The organism is Fimbriimonas sp. LA-C6, from assembly GCF_055398105.1.
This window is the reverse complement of record NZ_AP038796.1, coordinates 1,699,108-1,721,271: the sequence shown is the minus strand read 5'-3', so window position 1 is coordinate 1,721,271 and position 22,164 is coordinate 1,699,108. Positions and strand designations below refer to the sequence as shown.

The 22,164-nt window shown below is 54.4% G+C and carries 19 protein-coding genes; 13 read left to right on the top strand and 6 right to left on the bottom strand.

Annotated features, from left to right (window positions below):
- The first annotated feature begins 46 nt into the window (after positions 1-46).
- Together ACZ51B_RS08000 and ACZ51B_RS07995 are read left to right on the top strand one after the other, a co-directional pair.
- A complete protein-coding gene (locus tag ACZ51B_RS08000; RefSeq protein WP_464296714.1) occupies positions 47-889 on the top strand; it encodes a tryptophan 2,3-dioxygenase in 843 nt (280 codons plus the stop codon).
- The gene (locus ACZ51B_RS07995; protein WP_464296713.1) at positions 886-2,091 is read left to right on the top strand and encodes an aminotransferase class V-fold PLP-dependent enzyme; all 1,206 of its coding nucleotides are present in this window, start codon (positions 886-888) and stop codon (positions 2,089-2,091) included. Before ACZ51B_RS08000 ends, ACZ51B_RS07995 begins: the two co-directional genes overlap by 4 nt.
- A 47-nt stretch (positions 2,092-2,138) precedes the next feature.
- On the opposite strand, the gene ACZ51B_RS07990 is transcribed toward ACZ51B_RS07995, so the two are convergent.
- Complete coding sequence (locus tag ACZ51B_RS07990; protein WP_464296712.1) at positions 2,139-3,311, bottom strand: alginate export family protein; 1,173 nt, start codon at positions 3,309-3,311, stop codon at positions 2,139-2,141.
- Between the two features lie 359 nt (positions 3,312-3,670).
- On the opposite strand from ACZ51B_RS07990, the gene moaA reads away from it, so the two are divergent.
- From moaA to ACZ51B_RS07935, 11 genes are all read left to right on the top strand, one after another.
- On the top strand, positions 3,671-4,678 hold the full coding sequence (moaA, locus tag ACZ51B_RS07985; RefSeq protein ID WP_464296711.1) for a GTP 3',8-cyclase MoaA: 1,008 nt from the start codon (positions 3,671-3,673) through the stop codon (positions 4,676-4,678).
- Between the two features lie 4 nt (positions 4,679-4,682).
- Positions 4,683-5,897 carry a molybdopterin molybdotransferase MoeA gene (locus tag ACZ51B_RS07980; RefSeq protein WP_464296710.1) on the top strand — a complete coding sequence of 405 codons (1,215 nt, stop codon included), beginning with the start codon at positions 4,683-4,685 and terminating at the stop codon, positions 5,895-5,897.
- Positions 5,894-6,133: a MoaD/ThiS family protein gene (locus ACZ51B_RS07975; protein ID WP_464296709.1), complete on the top strand. Its 240-nt coding sequence runs from the start codon at positions 5,894-5,896 to the stop codon at positions 6,131-6,133. The genes ACZ51B_RS07980 and ACZ51B_RS07975 overlap by 4 nt, the downstream gene beginning before the upstream one ends.
- 2 nt (positions 6,134-6,135) lie before the next feature.
- On the top strand, positions 6,136-7,593 hold the full coding sequence (locus tag ACZ51B_RS07970) for a ThiF family adenylyltransferase (protein ID WP_464296708.1): 1,458 nt from the start codon (positions 6,136-6,138) through the stop codon (positions 7,591-7,593).
- Positions 7,590-7,955 carry a hypothetical protein gene (locus ACZ51B_RS07965; protein WP_464296707.1) on the top strand — a complete coding sequence of 122 codons (366 nt, stop codon included), beginning with the start codon at positions 7,590-7,592 and terminating at the stop codon, positions 7,953-7,955. Before ACZ51B_RS07970 ends, ACZ51B_RS07965 begins: the two co-directional genes overlap by 4 nt.
- A complete protein-coding gene (locus ACZ51B_RS07960) occupies positions 7,955-8,338 on the top strand; it encodes a hypothetical protein (RefSeq protein ID WP_464296706.1) in 384 nt (127 codons plus the stop codon). Before ACZ51B_RS07965 ends, ACZ51B_RS07960 begins: the two co-directional genes overlap by 1 nt.
- Positions 8,339-8,455: 117 nt before the next feature.
- Complete coding sequence (locus ACZ51B_RS07955) at positions 8,456-9,403, top strand: prepilin-type N-terminal cleavage/methylation domain-containing protein (protein ID WP_464296705.1); 948 nt, start codon at positions 8,456-8,458, stop codon at positions 9,401-9,403.
- A 4-nt stretch (positions 9,404-9,407) separates the two neighbouring features.
- Positions 9,408-9,635, top strand: coding sequence for a hypothetical protein (locus tag ACZ51B_RS07950; protein ID WP_464296704.1), 228 nt, complete (start codon positions 9,408-9,410; stop codon positions 9,633-9,635).
- 307 nt (positions 9,636-9,942) lie between these two features.
- Positions 9,943-11,544, top strand: a complete 1,602-nt coding sequence (locus tag ACZ51B_RS07945; RefSeq protein WP_464296703.1) for a vWA domain-containing protein — start codon at positions 9,943-9,945, stop codon at positions 11,542-11,544.
- Positions 11,545-11,553: 9 nt separating this feature from the next.
- Complete coding sequence (locus tag ACZ51B_RS07940) at positions 11,554-12,084, top strand: hypothetical protein (protein WP_464296702.1); 531 nt, start codon at positions 11,554-11,556, stop codon at positions 12,082-12,084.
- Between the two features lie 8 nt (positions 12,085-12,092).
- Positions 12,093-13,196, top strand: a complete 1,104-nt coding sequence (locus tag ACZ51B_RS07935) for a hypothetical protein (protein WP_464296701.1) — start codon at positions 12,093-12,095, stop codon at positions 13,194-13,196.
- Positions 13,197-13,251: 55 nt separating this feature from the next.
- Here ACZ51B_RS07935 and ACZ51B_RS07930 read toward each other — a convergent pair whose 3' ends face one another.
- The 5 genes from ACZ51B_RS07930 to ACZ51B_RS07910 form a co-directional block, all read right to left on the bottom strand.
- On the bottom strand, positions 13,252-14,607 hold the full coding sequence (locus ACZ51B_RS07930) for a TolC family protein (RefSeq protein ID WP_464296700.1): 1,356 nt from the start codon (positions 14,605-14,607) through the stop codon (positions 13,252-13,254).
- Positions 14,604-16,271: an efflux RND transporter periplasmic adaptor subunit gene (locus ACZ51B_RS07925; RefSeq protein WP_464296699.1), complete on the bottom strand. Its 1,668-nt coding sequence runs from the start codon at positions 16,269-16,271 to the stop codon at positions 14,604-14,606. The genes ACZ51B_RS07930 and ACZ51B_RS07925 overlap by 4 nt, the downstream gene beginning before the upstream one ends.
- Before the next feature lie 42 nt (positions 16,272-16,313).
- Positions 16,314-19,526, bottom strand: a complete 3,213-nt coding sequence (locus tag ACZ51B_RS07920) for an efflux RND transporter permease subunit (protein ID WP_464296698.1) — start codon at positions 19,524-19,526, stop codon at positions 16,314-16,316.
- Between the two features lie 129 nt (positions 19,527-19,655).
- Complete coding sequence (locus ACZ51B_RS07915; protein WP_464296697.1) at positions 19,656-20,246, bottom strand: TetR/AcrR family transcriptional regulator; 591 nt, start codon at positions 20,244-20,246, stop codon at positions 19,656-19,658.
- Between the two features lie 386 nt (positions 20,247-20,632).
- Complete coding sequence (locus tag ACZ51B_RS07910) at positions 20,633-22,114, bottom strand: sugar ABC transporter ATP-binding protein (protein WP_464296696.1); 1,482 nt, start codon at positions 22,112-22,114, stop codon at positions 20,633-20,635.
- Positions 22,115-22,164: the final 50 nt, after the last annotated feature.

Below are 22,164 nucleotides of genomic sequence, written 5' to 3'. Positions count from 1 at the left end.
GGCACCCACGCTGTCATACTCTAACTACTAACTGCAAAGAGGCAACATGGCAGAACGCCCGTTTGAACCCACCATCCACACCGATTTCAAGTCCAAACTGGACTACGCCAGCTACCTGAAACTCGACCAAATCCTCTCGGCCCAGACGCCTCTTTCAAACCCCGAGCATCACGACGAAACGCTGTTCATCATCCAACACCAGACGTCCGAACTCTGGATGAAACTCAGCATCCACGAACTCAAAGCAGCCCTCAAACACGTCCAAAACGACGAGCTCGAACCCTGCTTCAAAATCCTCGCTCGAGTTAAACAGATCCAAAGAATCCTCTTCGAACAGTGGGCCGTCCTCGAAACGCTCACCCCAAGCGAGTACGCCCAGTTCCGCGGAGTCTTCGGCCAATCCAGCGGATTCCAGTCCTACCAATACCGAATGATCGAGTTCCTCTACGGCAACAAAGACGCCAACACACTGAGAGTCCTCGAACACAACGAACCCATCCACGCGGAACTCACGGAGATGCTCCACAAACCCAGCCTCTACGATGAATTCCTCATTCACCTAGCAAGGCAAGGCTTCGACCTCCCCGCCGAAGTCACCGACCGAGACTGGTCCCTCCCCTATGTCTCCCACCCCGCCGTCATCGCCGCCTTCAAAAAGATTTACGACAATCACAAAGAGTATTGGGCCGCATACGAGATGTGCGAGAAGCTCACAGACGTAGAACAGATGTTCGCCCTTTGGAGATTCCGACACATGAAGACGGTAGAGCGCATCATCGGTCACAAGCGAGGCTCAGGCGGAAGCTCCGGAGTCTCGTTCCTCAAGCAAGCAGTCGAGACCCTCATGTTCCCAGAACTCTGGCAAGTCCGAACGGAGATAGGAGCATGATCGAAGGGCCCCTGACGGAAGAGTTCATTCGTCAGCAGATATGGCCCCTGTTCTCCCGAACACTCCGGCGAAACGATATCTACCTGGCAAACCACTCCCTCGGAAGACCACTCGACCGCATGGAGGCCGATATCCTCATGGCGCTCGATCACTGGTACTCCGGCCTCGACGTAGCCTGGGGACCCTGGATCGAAGCCATCGCCCTCTACCGCTCCCTGGTAGCCCGCCTCGTAGGCCTCTCCCAACCAGACGCCGTAGTCCCCAAAACCTCCGCAGGACAAGGCCTCAGAGCCGTACTCAACGCGCTTCCCAAAGACGGTTCACCAAGACCTGTCCAAGTAGTCGCAACAAGAGGCGAATTCGATAGCGTCGACTTCATCCTCAAAACCTACGCCGACAAAGGAAGAGCACAGATCACCTGGGTAGAACCCTCCTCCCAAGAAGGCCCCGTACCGATCTACCTCTCATCCGACATAGCCGCTGCGATCCAACCCGGAACGGACCTAGTCGTCTTCCCCCAAGTCTTCTTCACCACAGGCCAAATCCTCCAAGAGATCGGGACGATCATAAAAAGAGCACACGAAGTCGGCGCCTACGTCCTCGTAGACTCCTACCACGCCGCAGGTGTCATCCCCCTCCAAATGGAATCCATGAACATCGACTTCATGGTCGGAGGAAGCTACAAATACGCAAGAGGTGGCCCAGGAGCATGCTGGCTTGCCATCCATCCCAACCTGCTGAAAGAGAAAAGCCTGAGAACGCTCGACACAGGCTGGTTCGCCAAGAAAAACACCTTCGGCTACGAGAGACCAGAACACCCCGAACTTGCCGAAGGGGGCGACGCATGGCTTGAATCAACACCGCCAGTGCTTACAGTCTATCAAGCCCTAGCCGGACTCGAACTCATCTCAGAAATAGGGGTGGATCGCCTGCGAGCCTTCAGTCTCCAGCAGCAAGCCAAACTACGTGCCCTCGGAGCGGAACACAACGTCCCCTTCTTCCAACCCCAAGATCCAACCCATTTCGGAGCCTTCACCCTCCTGCCACACCCCGAAGCCGCAGCCCTCAGCAAATCCATCATCATGCACGGAGTCACCGTAGACGCAAGAGGCGGCTTTGTAAGGTTCGGACCCGACATCCTCAACTCCGACGCCGAACTCAAATCAGCCGTAGAAATCGTCGCCCGAGTCCTCAATACATAACAAAAAAGCGGCTTCCCCGTAAGAGGAAGCCGCTTCCGCATTCCTATCTAGAAACGCATCTGGAACGACATGTAGCCCCAAGTCTGCTTGTCAGCATGACCCGCATTGACCTTGTTAATGAAGTTGCCAGGATTGAACACACTCAAACCACCAGCAATGCTGTAGTTCTTGTTAATCTTGTGATTCACTTCAAAGTCAAGTTCGGAACCAATGTCCTTTCCACTCCTGCCAGTTGCATCTTGGAAGGTGCCACTAGCCTTCTTGTTGATGAAGCCGTTGCCTGCATACCAAGCATCACTCGCATCGCGAAGACCAAAAGAGTGCCAGTGAATGGTCGCATCGGTCTGCTTGGAGAACTTGTGGTCCACCCGCAAGGTCAACTCATTCATGTTTCGCCAACCCTGCATGTCCATGTTGCCGTAGAACTTGTGGTTCGATGGATACAGGTTGTCAAAGGTGTAAGTCTTCTTCGAATTTCCACCGCCGCTGGCCGAGTCTAGCAAGATAGAAACCTTCGTCTTCGATCCAACCTTTCTACAAGCACCAAGGTGAAGCGCCCATGCTTCTATATCCTTAGTAGCGACCTTACCGCGCTGCGCTGCTCCTTCGAAGTCGAAATCAAATCCCTTCCAAGAAAGCTTGGTCAAATGCGACAGAGTCGAGATGCGGGTATCGGCAGTCGTTCCCTTGTCGTACTTGTAGATGTAGCTTGTCTGACCGAATTTGGAAGTGTAACCAGCAGCCAACAGGCGTGCATTCGCGGGTTCGGGTGATGCAACAGCAATCTTGAAGTCGACTAGATCCCACTTAGAAGATTGATAGCGAATCGCATCAAACACTCGGCCAACGTTGTTCCAGTCAGCAGAACCAATCAATCGGTCGTTGCCAAAGCTAATGCGCTGTCGGCCAACGGTAATAACATCCTTGTTGTTCGAGGTGTATTTAACATAGCCTAGATAAAGGTCGCTTGCGTCGTCGCCGTAGTTCGCCTTCATCGTGATAACGCTGTCCTGAGCGTACTGATACAGGAACGAGCCAGACCAGTTCTTGCCGTAACTCACGTCCGTTCCGAGACGAAGACGGTTGAACACATCCGTCTTGTTATCTCGGTTACTCTTGTTGAAGTCCCTTTCAAGCCGTCGCTCATATCGGATTCGATAATCTACGATGGGCGTGAATTTCAACGCCTCTGTTAAGTCTGGTACCGGTATATAAAACATCTAAGCTCCACTTGCTGTCTCAAATCTTTGTAGCTGATATGAGTTTTTGGGAATAGATCGCATCTGCCCCGTATACATATGGGTGTCTCGTAATAAAAAACTCATTAGATTTTTTATAAACTAGCCGGTATTGCACGTTTAGTCGTCAATTTCGCTAACCTCTTACGTGCCTTCTAGCTCAGTTACTTGCGTCACCTACCCACGAGAACAAGCTCAATTCAGGGCCACAATTGAACCCAAATCGATCGGATCCGTCCAAATCCGGCCATACTGAACACGCAAATCGAATTGAGACGTAGAACATTTCGAGGAGCGTGTATGATGTTGTCGGAAACACCATGGCAGGTCCGTGAATACTCATGACGAAGACTGGCCAAACCCTACGACAACCATTAGTTGACCAACACGGACGCGTCCATACCTACCTGCGAATCTCCGTCACCGACCGCTGTAATTTCCGTTGCGTCTACTGCATGCCCGAGGAAGGAATCGACTGGAGTCCAAACGACTCACTCCTCTCCTTCGAAGAAATGCACCGTCTCGCCAACCTCTTCGCCTCTATGGGTGTCACCAAAATCCGGCTCACCGGCGGCGAACCAACCGTACGCCCAGGACTCGAAAATCTCATAGCAAGCCTGTCCAGCATCGATGGCATCAACACCATCCTCATGACCACGAACGGCTACCGGCTCTCAGATATGGCCGACACCTACAAAAAATCTGGCCTCAACGGTGTCAACATCAGCCTAGACTCCCTCAATCCGGAGAAATTCTTCGAGATCACCCGAAGAGACTCACTCTCCAATGTCCTCGCCGGAATCAATGCAGCAATAGAAGCGGGCATCGAAAGCGTCAAAGTAAACGTCGTCGCCATGGCTGGAGTCAATCAAGATGAAATCCTCGACTTCGTCGAGTTCGTAAAAGACAAACCCATCAATGTCCGCTTCATCGAAGTCATGCCCTTCGAAGACAACGGCTGGCAAGTATCCAAGGTCTATCCCTACCAACAGATGCTCGAAGACATCAACTCACGCTACACCCTAGAGCGCATCGACACCGAACCAAACGCCGTAGGCAAAGACTACAGAATCCAAGGGTTCCAAGGCACCGTCGGATTCGTCACCTCCATGACAGAAAGCTTCTGTAGCTCCTGTAACCGAGTCAGACTTACCGCCGACGGCTGCTTCAAACCCTGCCTCCACTCCGACCTAGAAACAAACCTCCGAGACCCCATACGAGAAGGAGCAACCGACGACGAACTCGAAGCGCTCATCCGCTCCACCCTCGCCCAAAAACAGTTTGAGCACGCCCCCATGGCCCATCTCGCTCGCCTCAAAAACAGGAGCATGATCCTCATCGGAGGCTAACCACATGCTTACCTACCAAGAAGCAATCGCCCTAGTTCGAGTCCACGCCAAACCACTCGGAACCGAAAAAATCCCCGTCCAAGAATCGATGGGCCGTGTCCTAGCAGAGCCAATCCTAGCCACCCAAAACCTCCCCCCCTTCGACAACTCCGCAGTCGATGGCTATGGCATCCACCAACAGGACCTCAACATACAAGGCCCCCTGCAATTGGTCGCCACCATAGCAGCAGGTACCGACCCCACCCACATCACCATCCAACCCGGCCAGTGCGTAAGAATCTTCACCGGAGCCCCAGTCCCCCCATCCGTCTCCGCCGTAGTGATGCAAGAGGACGTAGACCTGCAAGACTCCCAAATCTACTTCAAAGCCACCCAAGACCAGGGAACCCACATCCGCAAAGCCGGAGCAGAAGCCACTACCGGCTCAACACTAGTCCCCGCCGACTCCCAAATAAACCCCGCAATCGTAGCGCTCGCCTCCAGCACAGGACTCGCTGAACTCACCGCCTACCGACTCCCCCGAGTAGGCATCCTCTCAACCGGATCCGAACTCGCCCTCCCAGGAGAACCTCTCCAACCAGGCCAGATCTACGAAGCCAACACCAACGCCCTCATGGCAGCCCTCATCGGCCTGGGTATCTACCAAATAGAAACCCTTCGAGCCTCAGATACCCTGGAAGAAACCCGCCAGATGCTCGCCAAACTACTCAGCTCCTGCGACCTAGTCCTCACAACCGGAGGCGTATCAGTAGGTGATTACGACGTAGTCAAACAGTGCCTCCAAGAGCTCGATGTCGAAACCATCTTCTGGCGCGTCGCCATCAAGCCAGGCAAACCCATCTACTTCGGCCACCGACCCGGCGGCCCCTACGTTTTCGGTCTCCCCGGCAACCCACTCAGCTGCCTCACCACCTTCCAGCTCTTCGTCAAACCCTTCCTCCTGGAAACACAAGGAGTCGAAACACTCCCAGAAGAGCTGGAATGCCGCCTGGCAGAACCGCTCCAAAGAGCACCCGGCAGGGAAGAGTTCATCCCCTGCAAAACACTCTTCCGCGACGGCGACCACTGGGCCTACCCCGACCTCCCAAACAGCTCCCAAATACTAGGAGGTCTCGCCCAAGCAGACAGTTTCCTGGTGGTCCCACCCGAACTCAGCGAATTAAAAGGTGACCAGCGCGTCAAAGTGGTTAAGATAAGTTGGGGCAGGTCGCTTCAATGACAATCCAAGTTCAGTACTACGCCATATTCCGAGAGCAACGAGGAGTCTCCTCCGAAGCAATCTCCACAACAGCTCAAACCGCCTCCGAGCTGTACTCGCACCTCAGCGCCCAACACGGTTTCACCCTAGAACCAGAGCTCGTCAAACTCTCCCTCAACCGCCGCTTCCAACCCATGACCTCCATCCTCAACGAAGGCGACGAAGTGGTCTTCATCCCACCCGTAGCCGGAGGTTAGCCATGTTCAAGATCAGCTCGGAACCCATCGCGGCGCCAGAAATGAACCTCCATAATGCAGGAGGCTTCGTCACCTTCGAAGGCAAAGTCCGTAACCACAACGAAGGCCGCCAAGTCGAGCGACTCGAATACGAAGCCTTCGAACCCCTAGCCGTCTCAGAAGGAGAGGCCCTCCTACAAGAAGCAAAGCGCCTCTTCGGAGTCCTAGAAATCCAGTGCATCCACCGAGTTGGACTGCTAGAACTAGGCGAAACCGCCGTCTGGATAGGAGTCGCCGCCGCCCACCGAAAAGAAGCCTTCGAAGCCTGCGAATACGTCATCGACGAACTCAAAAAACGGGTCCCCATCTGGAAAAAGGAGCACTACCAACAAGGCGACTCCGGCTGGATCAACAACCAACCCCAGCAAACCCCCGCCAGCCTAGCCGATTCCCTCTACAGCCGCCAAAAGCAACTCAAAGAAGTAGGCGAAGCCGGACAAACCAAACTCAAAGAAGCCAAGGTACTCGTCATCGGAGCAGGCGGTCTAGGCTGTCCCGTCCTCACCTACCTCGCAGCAGCAGGGGTAGGAACGCTCGGAATCTGCGATTTCGACGTCGTCAATGCCACCAATCTCCACCGCCAGCCACTCTTCGACGTTAAAGATGTCGGCTATCCAAAAGTCGAAATAGCATCCCGCGCCATCCAAACCAAGAACCCCCTCGTCGAAGTCCGCGAACACCCCCTACGCCTAACCCCCGGGAGCGCCGCCGAACTCTTCCCACAGTACGACCTCATCATCGACTGCACCGACAATTTCCGCACCAAGTTCCTTATCAACGACGCAGCCGTCCAAGCCAAAACACCCCTCATCCAATCCAGCATCTACCAGTTCGAGGGCCAAATCTACACGGTCGATCCCAACAGCAATGGTGGCTGCCTCCGCTGCATCTGGCCCGAAGCTCCCTACGAAGGATGCGTAGGCACCTGTGCCGAAGTAGGCGTGCTCGGAGTGGTCCCTGGCGTCTTCGGCATGCTCCAAGCCAACGAAGCACTCAAGTGGATCCTAGGATTAGAAAGCCCCCTCAGCTCCGAAATGCTGATCCTCGATCTCAAAACCTACAGCCTCTCCCAAATCGCACGCGCCGCCGATCCCAACTGCCCAACCTGCGGCGCAGGCACAAAAAGCGAAACCTCCTACGACTTCCGATACGGCCAAGACGAACCCTCCACCTACGTTCTCATCGATATCCGTGAGCCAGACGAAGACAGAACTCGAATACCACAAGGCTTCGCCGAAGTCCGCCACATCCCCATGGCCCAGATCCCCGATCAACTCACCGAACTAGGACAAGACACACCTTATGTATTAATGTGCGCCCGGGGAGCGCGCAGCGAAAGAACGGTCAAGAACCTCCGAGACAAAGGATTCCACAACTTCAAATCCTTCGAAGCAGGTGCAGACGGAATCGCCACTCCATGAAATCGCTGCAAATCTGCCTCCTATTGGCGTTCACACTTCTAGGCTGCACCAAGCCGCAATCGCTAGAACCGATCCCATCTGGCCCCGGCTTTGCCAGCCAAGAAAAGCTACAGGAGCACTTCCAAAAGCACGGATCGGAGTTCGGACCAGTCACAATTACGGTGTATCTAGCCATGGCTCAACAACTTCGCGACGCCAAACCCAGCTCAGATGTCTTAAGAGCCACCCGACAAGACGGCGTGACCTCGAAGTTTCAACGATCCACCGGAGCCTTCGTCGCCTTCAACCCAAACCGCACCATCCGCACATTCTTCAAACCCAACGACGGCGAGCGCTACTTCCGGAGACAACTCTCCAGATAATGAATATCCCCCCACAAGACCGAGTCCGCGCATACCTGCAAGCCCAAGGCTTCGCAGATCACCTGGTTGGCAATGGCCTAGAAGGCATCATCGCCAACTGGGAACAAACCTCCCGACAGGTCGCTGAAGGCTACATGCTCGGCCTAGACGACTATCTCAACGACGTCGACACCCGCCAGCTCATCGAAGAACTCCTCCACCGATTCCCAGAAGCCTTCCACCACCTCATCCTCCAACGCCTCCTAGCAGCAGACGAGCGCGTCAAAGGCAACGTAAAAATGAGCCACTGCCTATGGGGAGAAGAGATCGCAAGAGACAACGGCTGGAACTCCGAGCGCAACTGGTGGTACTACGGCCACCCCAAAGGCTCCCCAATGGTCTAGGTAAGCCTTATTAGGCGACACTTAACCGCTTTTGGTTCGACTCAAAACCGCACCTTAACGATTCCTTAATCTTTTAACAATCCCTGCTTAACGATCCAGCCTTACACTGGATATGTTATGCGCAAGGCTTTTACTTTAATCGAATTACTTGTTGTCATTGCGATCATTGCAATTCTCGCTGCCATCCTCTTCCCCGTGTTTGCACAGGCTAAGGTAGCTGCTAAGAAAACCCAAGATCTCAGCAATCTAAAACAGCTTGGAACAGCTTCGATGATCTACTCATCGGACTCCGATGACCAGTTCCCTCCGCAAGCAGGCCGAGACTGCAACATCTCAGCCGATGCACCAAACGGTCGCTGGAACTTTAACTCACGCGTCTTCTTCCCAGCCGACTGGAGCAAAGCGCATAACTCACAAGGATGCACCAGCCGAGTAAGAGGCGCATGGGGCCTACCTAATAACCTCGTGATGCCCTATGTCAAGAGCTTCGACATGTTCGCAACACCAGGTGCGCCTGAAGTCACAAGCACCAGCTTCGATTACAGCGCAGCGAACCTTGCTAGAACACCTGGAAGGACCGCCTACCAGATGAATGGGCTCATCAGCGAAATGTCAAACGCGGCAGTGGCGTCACCCGCAACAACCCCCGCATGGTGGCCTGGCTTCGGTAAAGCCAACTACGTCGGCTACACCTACACAAACCCATTCCTCATCTGCGCAGACCCGAACGCAGCCTGCGTCTTCAACGGCGGCGGAGCACAGTTCGGCAGCGCCTCTGCCTGTGGCCGACAAGACCAGCACACACCAGACGGAATCGCAAACGGAACCCAATCAAAAATGGGCAACATCTCCTACGGAACGGTCTGGGCATTCGGCAAAACACAGAACTGGGTCTATTCAGATGGTCACGCTAAGTCACGACCAACAGGAACAGGCGACTGGAAGACAGATCCATTCGTAACCAGCCCAAGCTACCTAGCCACCGGCGTTCCCGATCAGTCACTCACCTACGTAGACTCACAGTGCCACGTACCACTCTTCCGACCAGACTACTCGCCTAACTAAGACTATGAAGAAACTCCTACTCTTAGCCCTCCCAGTAGCAGCCCTAGTCTGCGGCTGCGATGGGTCAGAAAAGATGACCGAAAAACCAGCCCCCGCCAAACAAGAAGTTGTCATGATCCCAACAGACAACTTCAAGAAGGGAAGCGGAGCCGACACCAAGGTCGATATCAAACCCGAAGCAACAACTTCGTCAGCACCATCAGGCGACCAAAAACAACCGGGCGACCGATAAACCCCAACATCAAGGGAGTCTGGATACCCTCCAGACTCCCTTATGTTTCAGATCTCTAAAATCAAAAGCTCCGCCTAAATCCACAATCCACCCAAAGGCCGTATTGTTAAGATTATCGAGATCCCTCCACACCTCTTAGACGCTCCACTTCGTACCTGTAGAGTCTCTTCGCTACCATGACCGGCGCGTAACAAGGTGTCCCCTTCTTAACAATGCCATTTCTGTTTGGCAACCCCAAAGCCGCCGAGCAAGTATCTTCAGACGGATCCGAGTGGCATCCACAAATCCGAAAGCGCAGGAACAAACAATGAAGAGAACAGCCATCCTGTTCGCCACCGCCCTACTGGGCCTCTCAGGCATCCTCGCAGGCTGCAATAACAGCACATCCTCAGAAGCCCCAACGGCAGCCAACAACACCCTCTCCGTTCTCGCCAGCAGCGAACTCAAAGACCTCGAACCCGACCTAAAGCGAATGGCCGCCGAAGTCGGCACAAATCTCGTTTTCAACTACAAAGGCTCAGTCGACATCATGAACGAGCTCGACAAGAAAACATCCCAGTTCGATGTCGTCTGGCCCAGCTCCTCCATCTGGCTCTCACTCGGAGACAAATCCAACCGACTCCGAGACAAAACCCCCATCTTCTCCAGTCCCGTGGTTTTTGCTGTAAAAGCCAGCGTCGCCAAACGACTTGCCTGGGAAGGAAAGCAGATCTCCATCGCCCAAATCCTAACCGCCGCCAAACAAAACAACCTCCGCTGGGCCATGACCTCGGCCACACAAAGCAACTCCGGCGCCATGGCCTATCTCGGCTACCTCGCATCCCTATCCGGCAAAACCTCCGCGCTCACCTCAGCCGACCTAAACAACGCGAAGCTCACCACCCAAATGCGCGAACTGCTCAGAACTATCGACCGTTCAGCAGCCTCGACAGGATTCCAAACCGACCGCTACCTCGAAGACCCATCTACCATCGACGCAATGGTCACCTACGAGAGCGAAGTGATCCGAGCGAACCAAGACCCAAGAGGAAGCAGCGACCCACTCTACGCCTTCTACCCACAAGGTGGAACAGCCATCGCCGACTACCCCATCGCCTCCATGAACCCATCCAAAAGCGACCTGTTCGCAAAGCTCAAAGAGAGGCTCCTCAAAGAAGACGCACAATCCGTTTTCCTCTCCCGCGGCAGGCGAAAGGCAGATCTCGGAATCACTATCGCCAACGCAGATCAAGCCGTGTTCAACCCAGCCTGGGGCATCGATACCAAAAAGATCATCACCCCAATCACCATGCCCAGCGCTGCAACACTGCAAGAGGCGCTCGCACTCTATCAAAGCGCTCTCAGGAAGCCATCCCTCACCGTGTACGTCCTAGACTACAGCGGCAGCATGGGAAGCAACGGAGGAGAAAAGCAGCTCAAAACCGCAATGCGCATGCTTCTAGACCCAGCACAATCCAAACGCTACTTCCTCCAACCAACAAAAGAAGACATCACCATCGTGATCCCCTTCTCATCCGGTAACCCAGAGGTCTGGCAAGTCAGAGGAAACGATCCAACACAGCTAGCCGAACTTCTCAACAAGATCGAATCCCGTAACCCAGACGGAGAAACCATGCTCCACCAAGCACTTGGTAAAGCCTTGCGACATGTCCGGTTGTATCCATCAAACGGCACGTACTTCAAATCCATCATCCTCATGTCCGATGGCCAACCAACCGACCAAATGTCAGACCTAGAACAATCCATCGGCGGACACCCGCTAGGAAGTGACATCCCCATCTTCACAATAGGTTTCGGAGACGCAGACGCCAACTTCATGAAAGGACTCTCAGACAAGACCCACGCAAAGGCATTCGACGGTGCCAAAGACCTCCAGACCGCTTTCCGAGATGCAAAAGGCTACAACTAAGGAGAGTTCATGCTAATAAAAGTTGCAGGGGCAGCCCTAGTCCTGGCTGTCTCACTCTTTCTCATGCCTTGGTGGCTAGCCGTAATTCTCGGCTTCGCCACCTACATCGGTCTCGACCAGCTGATGCCAGCACAGCAACCAGAAGACGACACGGCAGTCGTTAACGAACTCCTCACCCAGCTACGTTCAGAAGCCTCTAAACTCAAACACAAAGAGCTCCAACGTCTGTTCCTAGAAATAGCTCAAGAACGAAAAATCCAACCCGAACTCGGAACCGCCCCACTGTTCGGACTAAAAGACACCCTCACGCAAGTGATCTCCGTGCTGCAGTCCTACAAACGCTACGACCAAGCCTACGGCGAAACCGAATCAGACGACACCATCGACTCGGTCAAAGGCTACTTAGCCAAAGTCCTCGACCGACTCCAAAGACAAGACCTCGAAGATCAGCAAAAAATGCGCGAAAACCTTTCCGCCGAAGTAAAGGCCCACATCACCGTCCTACACGAGCTTGAACAGACCCTAGGAAGCCTCGGCTAAACAACATCATGAAGAAGAACAACACATCCGGATTCGCCATTCTCATCGTCGTCATGGGGATCATCCTAACGGCGTTCTTCCTAATGCGAAAGGGCTCTCCAGAAGGGAATAGCGCCACAACCAACCCAGGCTCCCTCGCAACGGTCAAAGGCCTAGTCAGCTCAGAAAAGAACGCCTTCACCAAAGACCCAGACGTCATCCGCATCCTGCGCGACCGGTACCACCTAGAACTCTCCGCCACCACCCTAGGCTCCGTAGACCTCGTAAGAGCAGGGAAGGAAGGTTACGACTTCCTCTGGCCAGCCTCCGATGTCAACGTCCACTCCTTCGAGGCAGCGTACGGCAAGAACGTCACCTCCTCGCCCATCTTCAATAGCCCAGTAGTCATCTACAGCTGGGACCGCGTGGCCGACGCCCTCAAGTCGAAAGGCATGGTCACCCGAGACGCCAAAGGTGTCTACTGGATCTCCGATCTTCCCAAACTGGTTGATCTCGTCAAAAAAGACGCCCAGTGGCAAAGCCTCGGCCTAGACCTCTACGGCACAGTCAGAATCGTCCCCACCGACCCAAGCCGATCCAACAGCGGACTCATGGCAGCAGCCCTCTTCGGCTCCATGATGAACAAAGGCAAAGTTCTCACAGACCAATCTCTGCAACAACTCTGGCCAGACATCCGAGCCTTCTACGACAAACTAGGCTTCCTAGAAGAGTCCAGCAGAACCCTCTTCACCAACTACCTAGGCCAAGGAGTTGGCAAATATCCAATGGTCGTAGGCTACGAAAACCAACTCGTTGAATACGCCGCAGAAAATCCGACCGTGATGAAGGACAAAGCCAACGGACTGCGCGTCCTCTATCCCAAACCAACCGTCTGGGCCAACCACCCCGTCATCGCCCTCAAAGAAAACGGCAGGCGCCTCCTAGAAGCCCTGCAAGATCCAGAAATCCAAAAGATCGCCTGGGAAAAACACGGCTTCCGATCCGGCGTCTCAGGAGTCCAAAACCGAACAGACGTCGTCTCATCCGTAACCATCCCCAAAGAAATCACCTCCGCCATGCAAAGCCCCTCAGGCTCCGTCATGCAAAAGCTGTCTGGAATGAACAAACAATAAACTGCCGACCGCCCTCTCCTGCATCACTGTGGAGAGGGCTGGACGAGCAGGCGAATCACTTAACCGGCAAATTCCCAGTAGCCCGCTCAAAGGCAACCCGTAGTGTCGCGACATCAGCTTCCGCATTGGTCACTGCAGTCTCGGCCGTCAGCAGGGAAGCCTGCGAGTTGATAATGTCCAAGAAAGTCCCCAACCCAGAGGTATACCGACCCTCGGAGATGCGAACCGACTCCTGCGCATTGCTCACGTTAGAACGTGCCGCAGAAAGCCGCTCCTCCGCGCCACGAAGCTGTAGGTAAACCCGCGAAACTTCGCTTCGCACAGCCAATTCCGTCACGCGAACATCAGCCTCGGAAGATTTCCTCAGCGCCTCTGCCTCTTGCACTCTTCCCGACCGGAGACCACCGTCGATAATCGGGAACGATAGCACCAAGCCAGCATTCACGGATCCACCACCGGCAGGAAAACCCGGATCATGATTCGCGGCGTTGAGGCTGAGGGACAACGAAGGAGCATTGGTGGTCTTCGCCGCCTTAGCACCGTACTTCGCAGCCAACAGAGCGGCCTTAACCCGCAACACCTCAGGACGCTTCGAAAGCGCCTCACTCACGTGCTTAGACACATCGGAATCTAAAGCCACCTCAGGAGCACCTGTGTTCTCAATCACGATCGGCGTCTGAGGATCAAACCCAATGGTCTGAGCTAGCGACACGCGAGCCGTATCCGCATTCGCACGAGCCTGAATCAACGACTGCACCGCCTCTCCGTTCGCCGTCTGCGCCGTCACCACATCCGAGGCCAAACCAATGCCTTCACTAAACCGCGACTGAGCGAGCGCCAACTGGTTCTTACGGTTCAGCACGTTCCGCTCGTTCACTGCCACCAACCGATCCGCCTGGGCCACCAGATAGAACGCCGTCAGAGTTTGCAGCGCCAAGTCGGCCCGTGCCCGCGCCAGATCCTTAGCAGCAACCTCTTCAAGAGCCTTCGACTGACTCACTAAGTCCTTCGAGTGACCCGCGTCGAAGATCAACTGTCGAACAGATGCCGAAGCACCAAACCCATTAATCACATCCGGCTGAGCCCGGTTCGGATCGTTCCCCGTAAACCGTGACGTGTCGTACTTGCCCCCAACTGTTAGCTGAGGATAAAGAACAGACCGAACCTGCTGGGTTCGTCCCTTGGCAGCAATCACTGCCTGCTGAACCTCCTCAAGAGTCGGCTGGTTCTGAATGGCCAACCTCACCGCAAGCTCCGGGGTAAGTGTTCCTTTCGAGGCGGTAGGTGTCAGCTGAGGCCGCACAGGAACCGGAACCTCCACAACCTTGGGAGGTGGAGCCTTCTGTTGCTCTTGAGCCATCGCACCAACTGTCAACGATGCGGCAAGAAAAATCGCAACGGTTCGCTTCATTTCTTTGGTGCCTCAGTTGCAGTCGCCTCAACTTTGACCGTCTCACCCTCAAAGAACGAATCCGGCGGGTTGGTCACAAGCTTCTCATCACCCTTCAAACCAGAAACAATCTCCACTTCGGTTCCAAAGTCTCGACCAATCACCACGTTCTGCAAGTGGAGCTTTGAATCTGGCCCCACAATCGCAACTCGCGAACCGGAAGCGTCGATCATCAAAGTGTTTGCTAGAACCCGCAAAGTCTTCACCGATGCCGCTTGGAACTTAAGCTCGGCATACATCCCTGGCAAAAGCAGATTGCCCTTGTTCACTACACGGACCTCAGTCAGCAACGTTCGCGAGCTCGCATCCAGCGCACCAGCGTTCTGATAGACAACGCCCTCAAAGATTTTGCCCGGAAGTTCCTTAATCGTGATCTGAGCCTTCGTTCCAGGCCTCACGGCCTTGAAATAAGTCTGAGGCACGCTGACCTGGATGCGCAAAGTGTCAACTCTCGCGATCCCAAACAAGCCACCTTTACTGGTGCCCGAGTTGTTATCCCCACTCGGAACACCCGCACTAATCAACGATCCAACATCCGCATTTCGCGAAGTGATCACACCATCAAAAGGAGCAATAATCTTGGAGAACGACTGCAACACCGCATACCGCTGAGCGTTCGCTCGACTCGATTGAACCTGAGCCTTAGAAGCCGTCACATTGGCCATACTCGCACCAACATTCGCCCGAGCAGCAGACACAGTCGCCTTCGTCGAGCTCAAAGTCGCAAGCGCCGAGTTGATATTCGCCGAACTCGCGCTCACGTCAGATTCCGCTGACCGAACCAAAGCCTTCGCGGACTCAACATCCTGAAGCGCGGAGTCAATATCCGCCTGAGCCGCACGCACCGAAGACTGGGCAGACTGCACCGCTGCCGTGCTCGTCTTAAGAGCCGCCTGAGTCTGGTCGTAATCCTGCTGAGCAACAAAGCCCTGCTGCAACAAATGCGCATACCGCTTAGCTGTCACAGCAGCCAAATCACGCTGAGTCTTAGCCTGATCCAAGTTCGACTTCTGAGCCTCAAGAGCCTGCCGCTTCTGAGCAACCCGAGCCTGAGCACCCGCAACCGCAGCCTTAGCCTGACTCAACTTCGACTCCGCCCCCGACTTAAAAGCCCGAGCCTGAGCAACCGCCGCAGATGCCTTAGCCACATCCGCCTGAGTCTGAGCAACACCTGCCTTCTGTCGCTCAACATCAGCTTGGGATTGACCTACTGAAGCCGACGCTTTTGCTTGGTCGGCTTCGGCTTGGATGTACTGTTGATCGACATCTGGAGACTGGATTTCGGCGAGGACTTGTCCTGCCTTAACGCGGGTTCCGATATCGACATATCGCTTCGACAAATAACCCGTAGTACGCGCACCTAAAGTGGTTTCTTCTATGGCTCGGACACTTGCAGGGAGTACGAGGTCTTCTGATACTGCTAGGTGTGGCGTAACAACTACGACGGATGGGTTTTCCACTGCTATGTCGTGGCTTTCGGATTCTAGTTTTTGGGACTGACGAATTCTTGGCATGACGCCGGCCGCCACAATAGCGGCCAATGCGACGGTACCGAGAAGAGCAACACCTCGTCGTCGTGGTTTCCCGACATGACTAGGGGATGATTTCTTTTGATTTGTATCCATGCTTGATTTCCTAATTGCTGGCTATGCACTTGTTTGACCGAGTCATGCGTGAACGATTGCGTCTCGTGGGTCATCGAGTAGATGAGAATCCTCATCTGCAACGGGGTCGTGCTGCTTGTGGATGCGTTTCCTTAATACGCTATAAACGACGGGGACGAAGAATAGTGTCGTGAAGGTGGCTATGGCCAAACCTCCAATGACGGCTCGTCCTAGGGGTGCGTTTTGTTCGCCACCTTCGCCTAATCCTAAGGCCATGGGGAGCATGCCTATGATCATGGCTAGCGCGGTCATGAGGACGGGGCGTAGGCGGGTAGTTCCCGCGGCAAGCGCAGCTTCTGTTGCGTTGTCGCCTTCTTTCCGTCGGTCGTTGGCAAAGGTCACCACCAAGATACTGTTTGCCGTCGCCACACCGATGCACATGATGGTTCCCATCAAGGATGGAACGCTAAAGGTGGTTTGCGTTGCAAATAGCATCCATAGGATGCCGCTGAGTGCACCCGGTAGTGCTGAGATGATGATCAGGGGATCGACCCAGCTCTGGAAGTTGACTACCATCAACATATAGACCAACATCACCGCAAACGCTATTCCAATACCTAGTCCTACAAAGGACGAGTTCATGCTTTGGACTTGGCCTCTAACGACGACCTGCGTGCCCTTGGGCATTGCTTTGGAGTATTTGGCGATGACTTTCTCGATGTCGCTAGAGACGCCACCCAGATCACGTCCTTGTACGTTGGCATAGATGTCGAATACCGGCTGTACGTTGTAGTGATTGATGACCTGGACGGTGCGCCCGCGTTTAACGGTCGCCATATTGCTCAGCTGCTGAGGGTCTCGCCCCGGTGTTACGATAGGAGTGCTGGTAAGAGCGCTCACGTTGTCTAGCTTGTACTGTGGTGTCTGGACCGCGACAAGGTAGCTCACGCCGTTCTTTGGATCGAGCCAGTAGTTGGGCGAACCTTGACCACTCGAGCTCAGCGAGATGAGCAGGTTGTTGGCAACGTCACGTTGAGTCAGTCCGAGCTCGCTGGCACGTGTTCGGTCTACGTTCACGTTGAGTGCGGGGGCATCGAGCACTTGGTGAATGTGAACATCCACGGCGCCCTTCACATTCCGAACGTCATCCGCGATCTTCTTCGCCAGATCGTAATTGCCCTTGTCTCGGCCAACCACTTGGATGTCGATCGGAGCTGGCAGTCCGAAGTTGAGGATCTGACTGACGATGTCTGCGGGCTGGAAGAAGAACACCAGATCTGGGAACTTCTGACGCAGGGTTTTGCGAAGCTTCTCGACGTACTCTGGAGTCGGGCCGTGGCCTTCTTTGAGTGAGACCAGGATTTCACCGTCGGACTGACCGATCGTGGCCGAGTCGCTAAAGGCGAGGTTCACACCACCGACAGGTAGGCCGACGTTATCCAGCATCAGGCCTAGATCCTTCGTCGGGATAGTCTGTTTGATGACGCTTTGAACCTGACCGAAGATCTTTTCGGTCTCTTCAACGCGTGTGCCGGCTGGTGCTCGAACGTGAAGTCGGAACTGACCGGCGTCCACCGTCGGGAAGAAGTCTCGACCGAGGAAAGGAATGAGTGTCGCGGAGACTCCGAAGAGTGCCACGAACATCAATGCTGTCCGTCCCTTTCGCTGTAGCGCCAATCTCAGAATCTCTGAATAGGAGTCTCGGAACTTGTCGAACTTGGCGTTGAACTTCTGGTGGAAGTTCCAGATCGGGTCCTTCGTGACGACGTGTTCGCCGTGCTCCTTGTACAGATGCAGCTCCTTGCGAAGCATCATCTTGACCATCACAGGCACCAGGGTTCGTGAGAACAGGTAGGAAGCAAGCATCGCGAAGACCACGGCAAGCGCTAGTGGCGTGAACAGATACTTGGCGGGACCCGTCAAGAACACAACCGAGACGAATACGATACAGATGGAGAGGGTTGCAACCAGGGTTGGCGTCGCAATCTGTGACGCACCATCCAAGATTCCCTTCGTCAGGGACTTGCCCTGGCTCAAGTTTCGGTGAATATTCTCAATCTCAACGGTTGCGTCGTCGACGAGGATTCCTACCGCCAGTGCCAGTCCACCCAAGGTCATCACGTTCATGGTTTGCCCCAGGAATCCGAGGCAGATGATGGAGGTGAGGATCGAAAGCGGAATGGAGACAGCAACGATCAGCGTGCTTCTCCAGCTACCCAAGAAGAGCAGGATCATGGCGGCAGTTAGACATGCTGCGATGACGGCCTCTCTGACCACTCCTTCCACCGAAGATCGAACGAACAGAGACTGATCGAACAGCGGCTGAACCTCCATGGTGGGAGGGATGAGCGTCTTGATGCGCGGGAGGGCCTCCTTAACCTTCTCGACAACGCTCAGCGTCGAAGCATCTCCACTTTTGAGCACGGAGAGCAGCGCGCCACGCTTGCCGTTTTGGCTGACGATGTTGGTCTGGACGGCGAAGCCATCGTGCACGTGGGCAACGTCTCGGATGTAGACCATCGCGCCGTTGACTACCTTGATAGGAAGGTTGTTGAGCTCTTCAACCGCGTTGGTGCTGCTGTTGAGAAGCACGTTGTACTCGCGCTCACCCATCTTGGCGGTACCTGCCGGGAGGATCAGGTTTTGGGCGCTGACGGCGTTGTTGACATCGACGGGAGACAAGCCCTTTGAGTTCAACGCAGGGATGTCCAGGTCCACCATGATCTGGCGTGGTTTGCCTCCGTAAGGGAGGGGAACTGAGGCGCCTTGAACCGTGGACAACTGGGTTCGGACGAAGTTCGTTCCGGCGTCGTAAAGCTGGGATTCCGACAGGTTCTTACCGCCCAAACCGAGTTGGAGGATGGGGACACTTGAAGCGCTGTAGCGGATAATGAGCGGGGGTGTTACACCGGGGGGCATGACCCTTAGGAGGGTCTGGTTAATCGAAGTAAGCTGAGCGACTCCCGCTTCTACCTTGGCACCAGGTTGGAAATAGAACTTGATGACGGTGATACCTGGCATCGACTGAGATTCGATATGCTCGATATCTGCAACGGTGGTAGTGGCTGCTCGCTCACTGATGGTGCAGATTCGCTTTTCCATCTCGTTAGGGGAGATACCTGGGTAGGACCAGATAACACTAACGACGGGGATATCGATTACGGGGAAGATGTCAGTGGGTGTCTTCAGGATCGTTACTACACCTAAAATCAGGGTGAGTAACGCCATTACGATAAACGTATAAGGGCGTTTTAATGCCAGTCTGACGATCCACATTTAGTTTCGCATTTTCCTTTCGGGACTGGTCGTGGAACCGTCGTTGGTTCATTATTTCGAGTCTGCGATTAGGGGTTTTGGAATGAAATGGAATAATCATTCCAGAATCCAGATCGCAAGTTACAAGATTTATTGTGTTGGTAGGGCGATTGCTGCCATGGCCGTCTTTGCCACATCTTGGAGTGTTTTGGGGTCTTTTGTGGCTTTTGCAACGACACGCAACCCTTTTACTACCGTTACAAGGAACCTGGCAAGAGCTAGAAGGTCTTGTCCTGCTGCTATCTCGTCTGCGGCTTCGGCTTCTTGGAGAGCTATTTCGTATAAAGCAACTGCTCTTTGAAAGTTCCGATCGGATCTTTCACGACAATGTGAATCGGACAGGGCTCTTTCTACGGTGCTATTCACCATGAGACACCCGGGATCGTTTGACTTAATGCCTTCGTCTACTACAACAGCGAAGTGACTCTTAATGTTTTCGATCCGCGATCCTGGTCGGGATAATCGGTTTTTGAGGTTGGTGTACCAAAACTCATCATAACGATCAAGAGCTCGGAGAAAGAGGCTTTCCTTATCGCTGAAGGTGTCGTAGATGCTGCTTCGGCTAACGCCCATGGCATCCACAAGGTCTTGCATGGAAGTTGCCTCGAATCCTTTGCAGATAAAGACTTCTATCGCCTTATCTAGGACGTCATCAATATCGAACTCTCGCGGTCTTGCCACTGAATGAACATGCTACCTTGGGTTTTGGAACGCTCGTTCGTGAATGAGGGAATCTTATACAATTCTTGCGGAAAGACTGTAAAAATAGTACTAAAATTTGGTTTTTTTTAGGCAAAAACAGGGCGTTTTTGAGAGTTTTTCTGTGAAAATGGCCCGCTTTTTTTGGAGATCCGACACGATTCCTCAAGAAATTTTCAGAGCAAGGCTAGACATTGTCAACCGCTAAGAGATATAGTTCTGATAGTTGATCAAATTAATATTCTAATCAACGAAATGGGGCCGGGGTATGGTCGCGACAACTGTACCCCCAGTAAGTCTTTTCACCACGAAGGACGCCGCCGTTGGGGGCAAGGCGGCAGTTCTTCTTTCGGCACTGAATGGTTTGTTTAGGAAACGCCAGCCATGAGTCGCATGACCGGTTCTTCGCCTGGGTTGGCGGGGAGTTCACCCACGAGTTGTCCCTCTCGCATGACGAGCAGGCGGGTGGACAGTGCAAGCAGTTCTGGGAGGTCGCTGGAGACCACGACGACGGCTTTGCCTTCGGCTGCGAGTCCACGAATGAGCGAGTGGATCTCGGCCTTGGCTCCTACGTCGACACCCCGCGTGGGTTCGTCTACGAGGAGGATATCGGAGTCGGCTGCGAGCCACTTGGCGATGACCAGTTTCTGTTGGTTGCCGCCGCTGAGTCCTAGCGTGCCGGAGTCTAAGCCTGGGGCTTTCACACGCATGCGGTCAAAGAACTTCTTCGCTACGGACCTCTCGTCTGGCTTGTTCACGTAGCCGAGTTTCGAGAGTTCGTCCAGGATGGGGAGGGACACGTTCTCGCGGGCGTTCATGGAGAGGACTAGGCCGTGGTGTTTGCGGTCTTCGGGGACGAGGCCCATGCCTTGCCTCATGGACTGAATTGGGCCCGCGAGGTGGAACGGTTTGCCGTGGACGGTGACTTCACCAGTCGCCATGGGATCGAGTCCGAAGAGGGCTTCGACCACTTCTGTTCTGCCTGCGCCGACCAGGCCTGCAAGGCCCACAATCTCGCCTTTCTTGACCGAGAAGGAGACGTTAGAGAACTTGTTGGGGCTGCTGAGGTTCTTGACGTTGAGCAGTTCTTCGCCTATTTCGTGCTGTGAGGTGTCGGCGACGTCGAACAGGACTTCTCGGCCGATCATCATCTTCACGAGTTGGTCTCGGGTGATTTCGGCGGTTTGTACGGTATCGACTTTTTGGCCGTCTCGCAAGACGGTGATGGTGTCGCAGACGGCGAACACTTCATCAAGGCGGTGGGAGACGTACAGACAGGCTACGTTGCGTGATTTGAGGTCTTGGATCAGTTCGAGCAGCTTGTCGGTTTCGGCTTTGGAGAGCGAGCTGGTTGGCTCGTCGAAAATCAGAATTCGTGCGCCTCGCCCGATGCCGCCGGCGATCTGGACGAGTTGTTGTTTGGAGATGGAGAGGCTTCCTAGGCGCGTGTTGGGGTCGATGTTGGCGCCTACCGTGGCGAGGTACTCCTCGGCCCGTCGGTTCATCTCTTTGAAGTCGACGAAGAGGCCTTTACGTGGGATATCTCCCAGCGATAGGTTTTCGGCGACGGTCATGTTCTCTGCGAAGAGCAGTTCTTGGTGGACCATGGCGATGCCTACGTGGCTGGCATCTTGTGGACCCTGGAAATGGACGACTTTGCCATCGACTTCCACTTCACCCGCGTCGGGCACGTAGAGTCCTGCTAGGACTTTGCCCAGGGTGGACTTGCCCGCGCCATTTTCCCCCATGAGGGCATGGCAGGATCCGGACTCGAAGGAGACGCTCACATTGTTGAGCGCGACGACGCCGGGAAAACGCTTGGTTAGGTTGCGGGCGGAGAGGATTGGCATTCGGGGTATCGGTTGGGACGAAGAAGGCAGCCCACTGTGTGAGCTGCCTT

Excerpts from the sequence above, each read along its gene's own strand:
- ACZ51B_RS07980 (WP_464296710.1), top strand. The coding sequence starts at position 4,683 with ATGCTTACCTACCAAGAAGCAATCGCCCTAGTTCGAGTCCACGCCAAA.
- ACZ51B_RS07930 (WP_464296700.1), bottom strand. The coding sequence starts at position 14,607 with ATGAAGCGAACCGTTGCGATTTTTCTTGCCGCATCGTTGACAGTTGGT.
- ACZ51B_RS07995 (WP_464296713.1), top strand. The coding sequence starts at position 886 with ATGATCGAAGGGCCCCTGACGGAAGAGTTCATTCGTCAGCAGATATGG.
- ACZ51B_RS08000 (WP_464296714.1), top strand. The coding sequence starts at position 47 with ATGGCAGAACGCCCGTTTGAACCCACCATCCACACCGATTTCAAGTCC.
- ACZ51B_RS07950 (WP_464296704.1), top strand. The coding sequence starts at position 9,408 with ATGAAGAAACTCCTACTCTTAGCCCTCCCAGTAGCAGCCCTAGTCTGC.
- ACZ51B_RS07975 (WP_464296709.1), top strand. The coding sequence starts at position 5,894 with ATGACAATCCAAGTTCAGTACTACGCCATATTCCGAGAGCAACGAGGA.
- ACZ51B_RS07935 (WP_464296701.1), top strand. The coding sequence starts at position 12,093 with ATGAAGAAGAACAACACATCCGGATTCGCCATTCTCATCGTCGTCATG.
- ACZ51B_RS07960 (WP_464296706.1), top strand. The coding sequence starts at position 7,955 with ATGAATATCCCCCCACAAGACCGAGTCCGCGCATACCTGCAAGCCCAA.
- ACZ51B_RS07925 (WP_464296699.1), bottom strand. The coding sequence starts at position 16,271 with ATGGATACAAATCAAAAGAAATCATCCCCTAGTCATGTCGGGAAACCA.
- ACZ51B_RS07965 (WP_464296707.1), top strand. The coding sequence starts at position 7,590 with ATGAAATCGCTGCAAATCTGCCTCCTATTGGCGTTCACACTTCTAGGC.
- moaA (WP_464296711.1), top strand. The coding sequence starts at position 3,671 with ATGACGAAGACTGGCCAAACCCTACGACAACCATTAGTTGACCAACAC.
- ACZ51B_RS07970 (WP_464296708.1), top strand. The coding sequence starts at position 6,136 with ATGTTCAAGATCAGCTCGGAACCCATCGCGGCGCCAGAAATGAACCTC.
- ACZ51B_RS07945 (WP_464296703.1), top strand. The coding sequence starts at position 9,943 with ATGAAGAGAACAGCCATCCTGTTCGCCACCGCCCTACTGGGCCTCTCA.
- ACZ51B_RS07990 (WP_464296712.1), bottom strand. The coding sequence starts at position 3,311 with ATGTTTTATATACCGGTACCAGACTTAACAGAGGCGTTGAAATTCACG.
- ACZ51B_RS07910 (WP_464296696.1), bottom strand. The coding sequence starts at position 22,114 with ATGCCAATCCTCTCCGCCCGCAACCTAACCAAGCGTTTTCCCGGCGTC.
- ACZ51B_RS07940 (WP_464296702.1), top strand. The coding sequence starts at position 11,554 with ATGCTAATAAAAGTTGCAGGGGCAGCCCTAGTCCTGGCTGTCTCACTC.
- ACZ51B_RS07955 (WP_464296705.1), top strand. The coding sequence starts at position 8,456 with ATGCGCAAGGCTTTTACTTTAATCGAATTACTTGTTGTCATTGCGATC.
- ACZ51B_RS07920 (WP_464296698.1), bottom strand. The coding sequence starts at position 19,526 with ATGTGGATCGTCAGACTGGCATTAAAACGCCCTTATACGTTTATCGTA.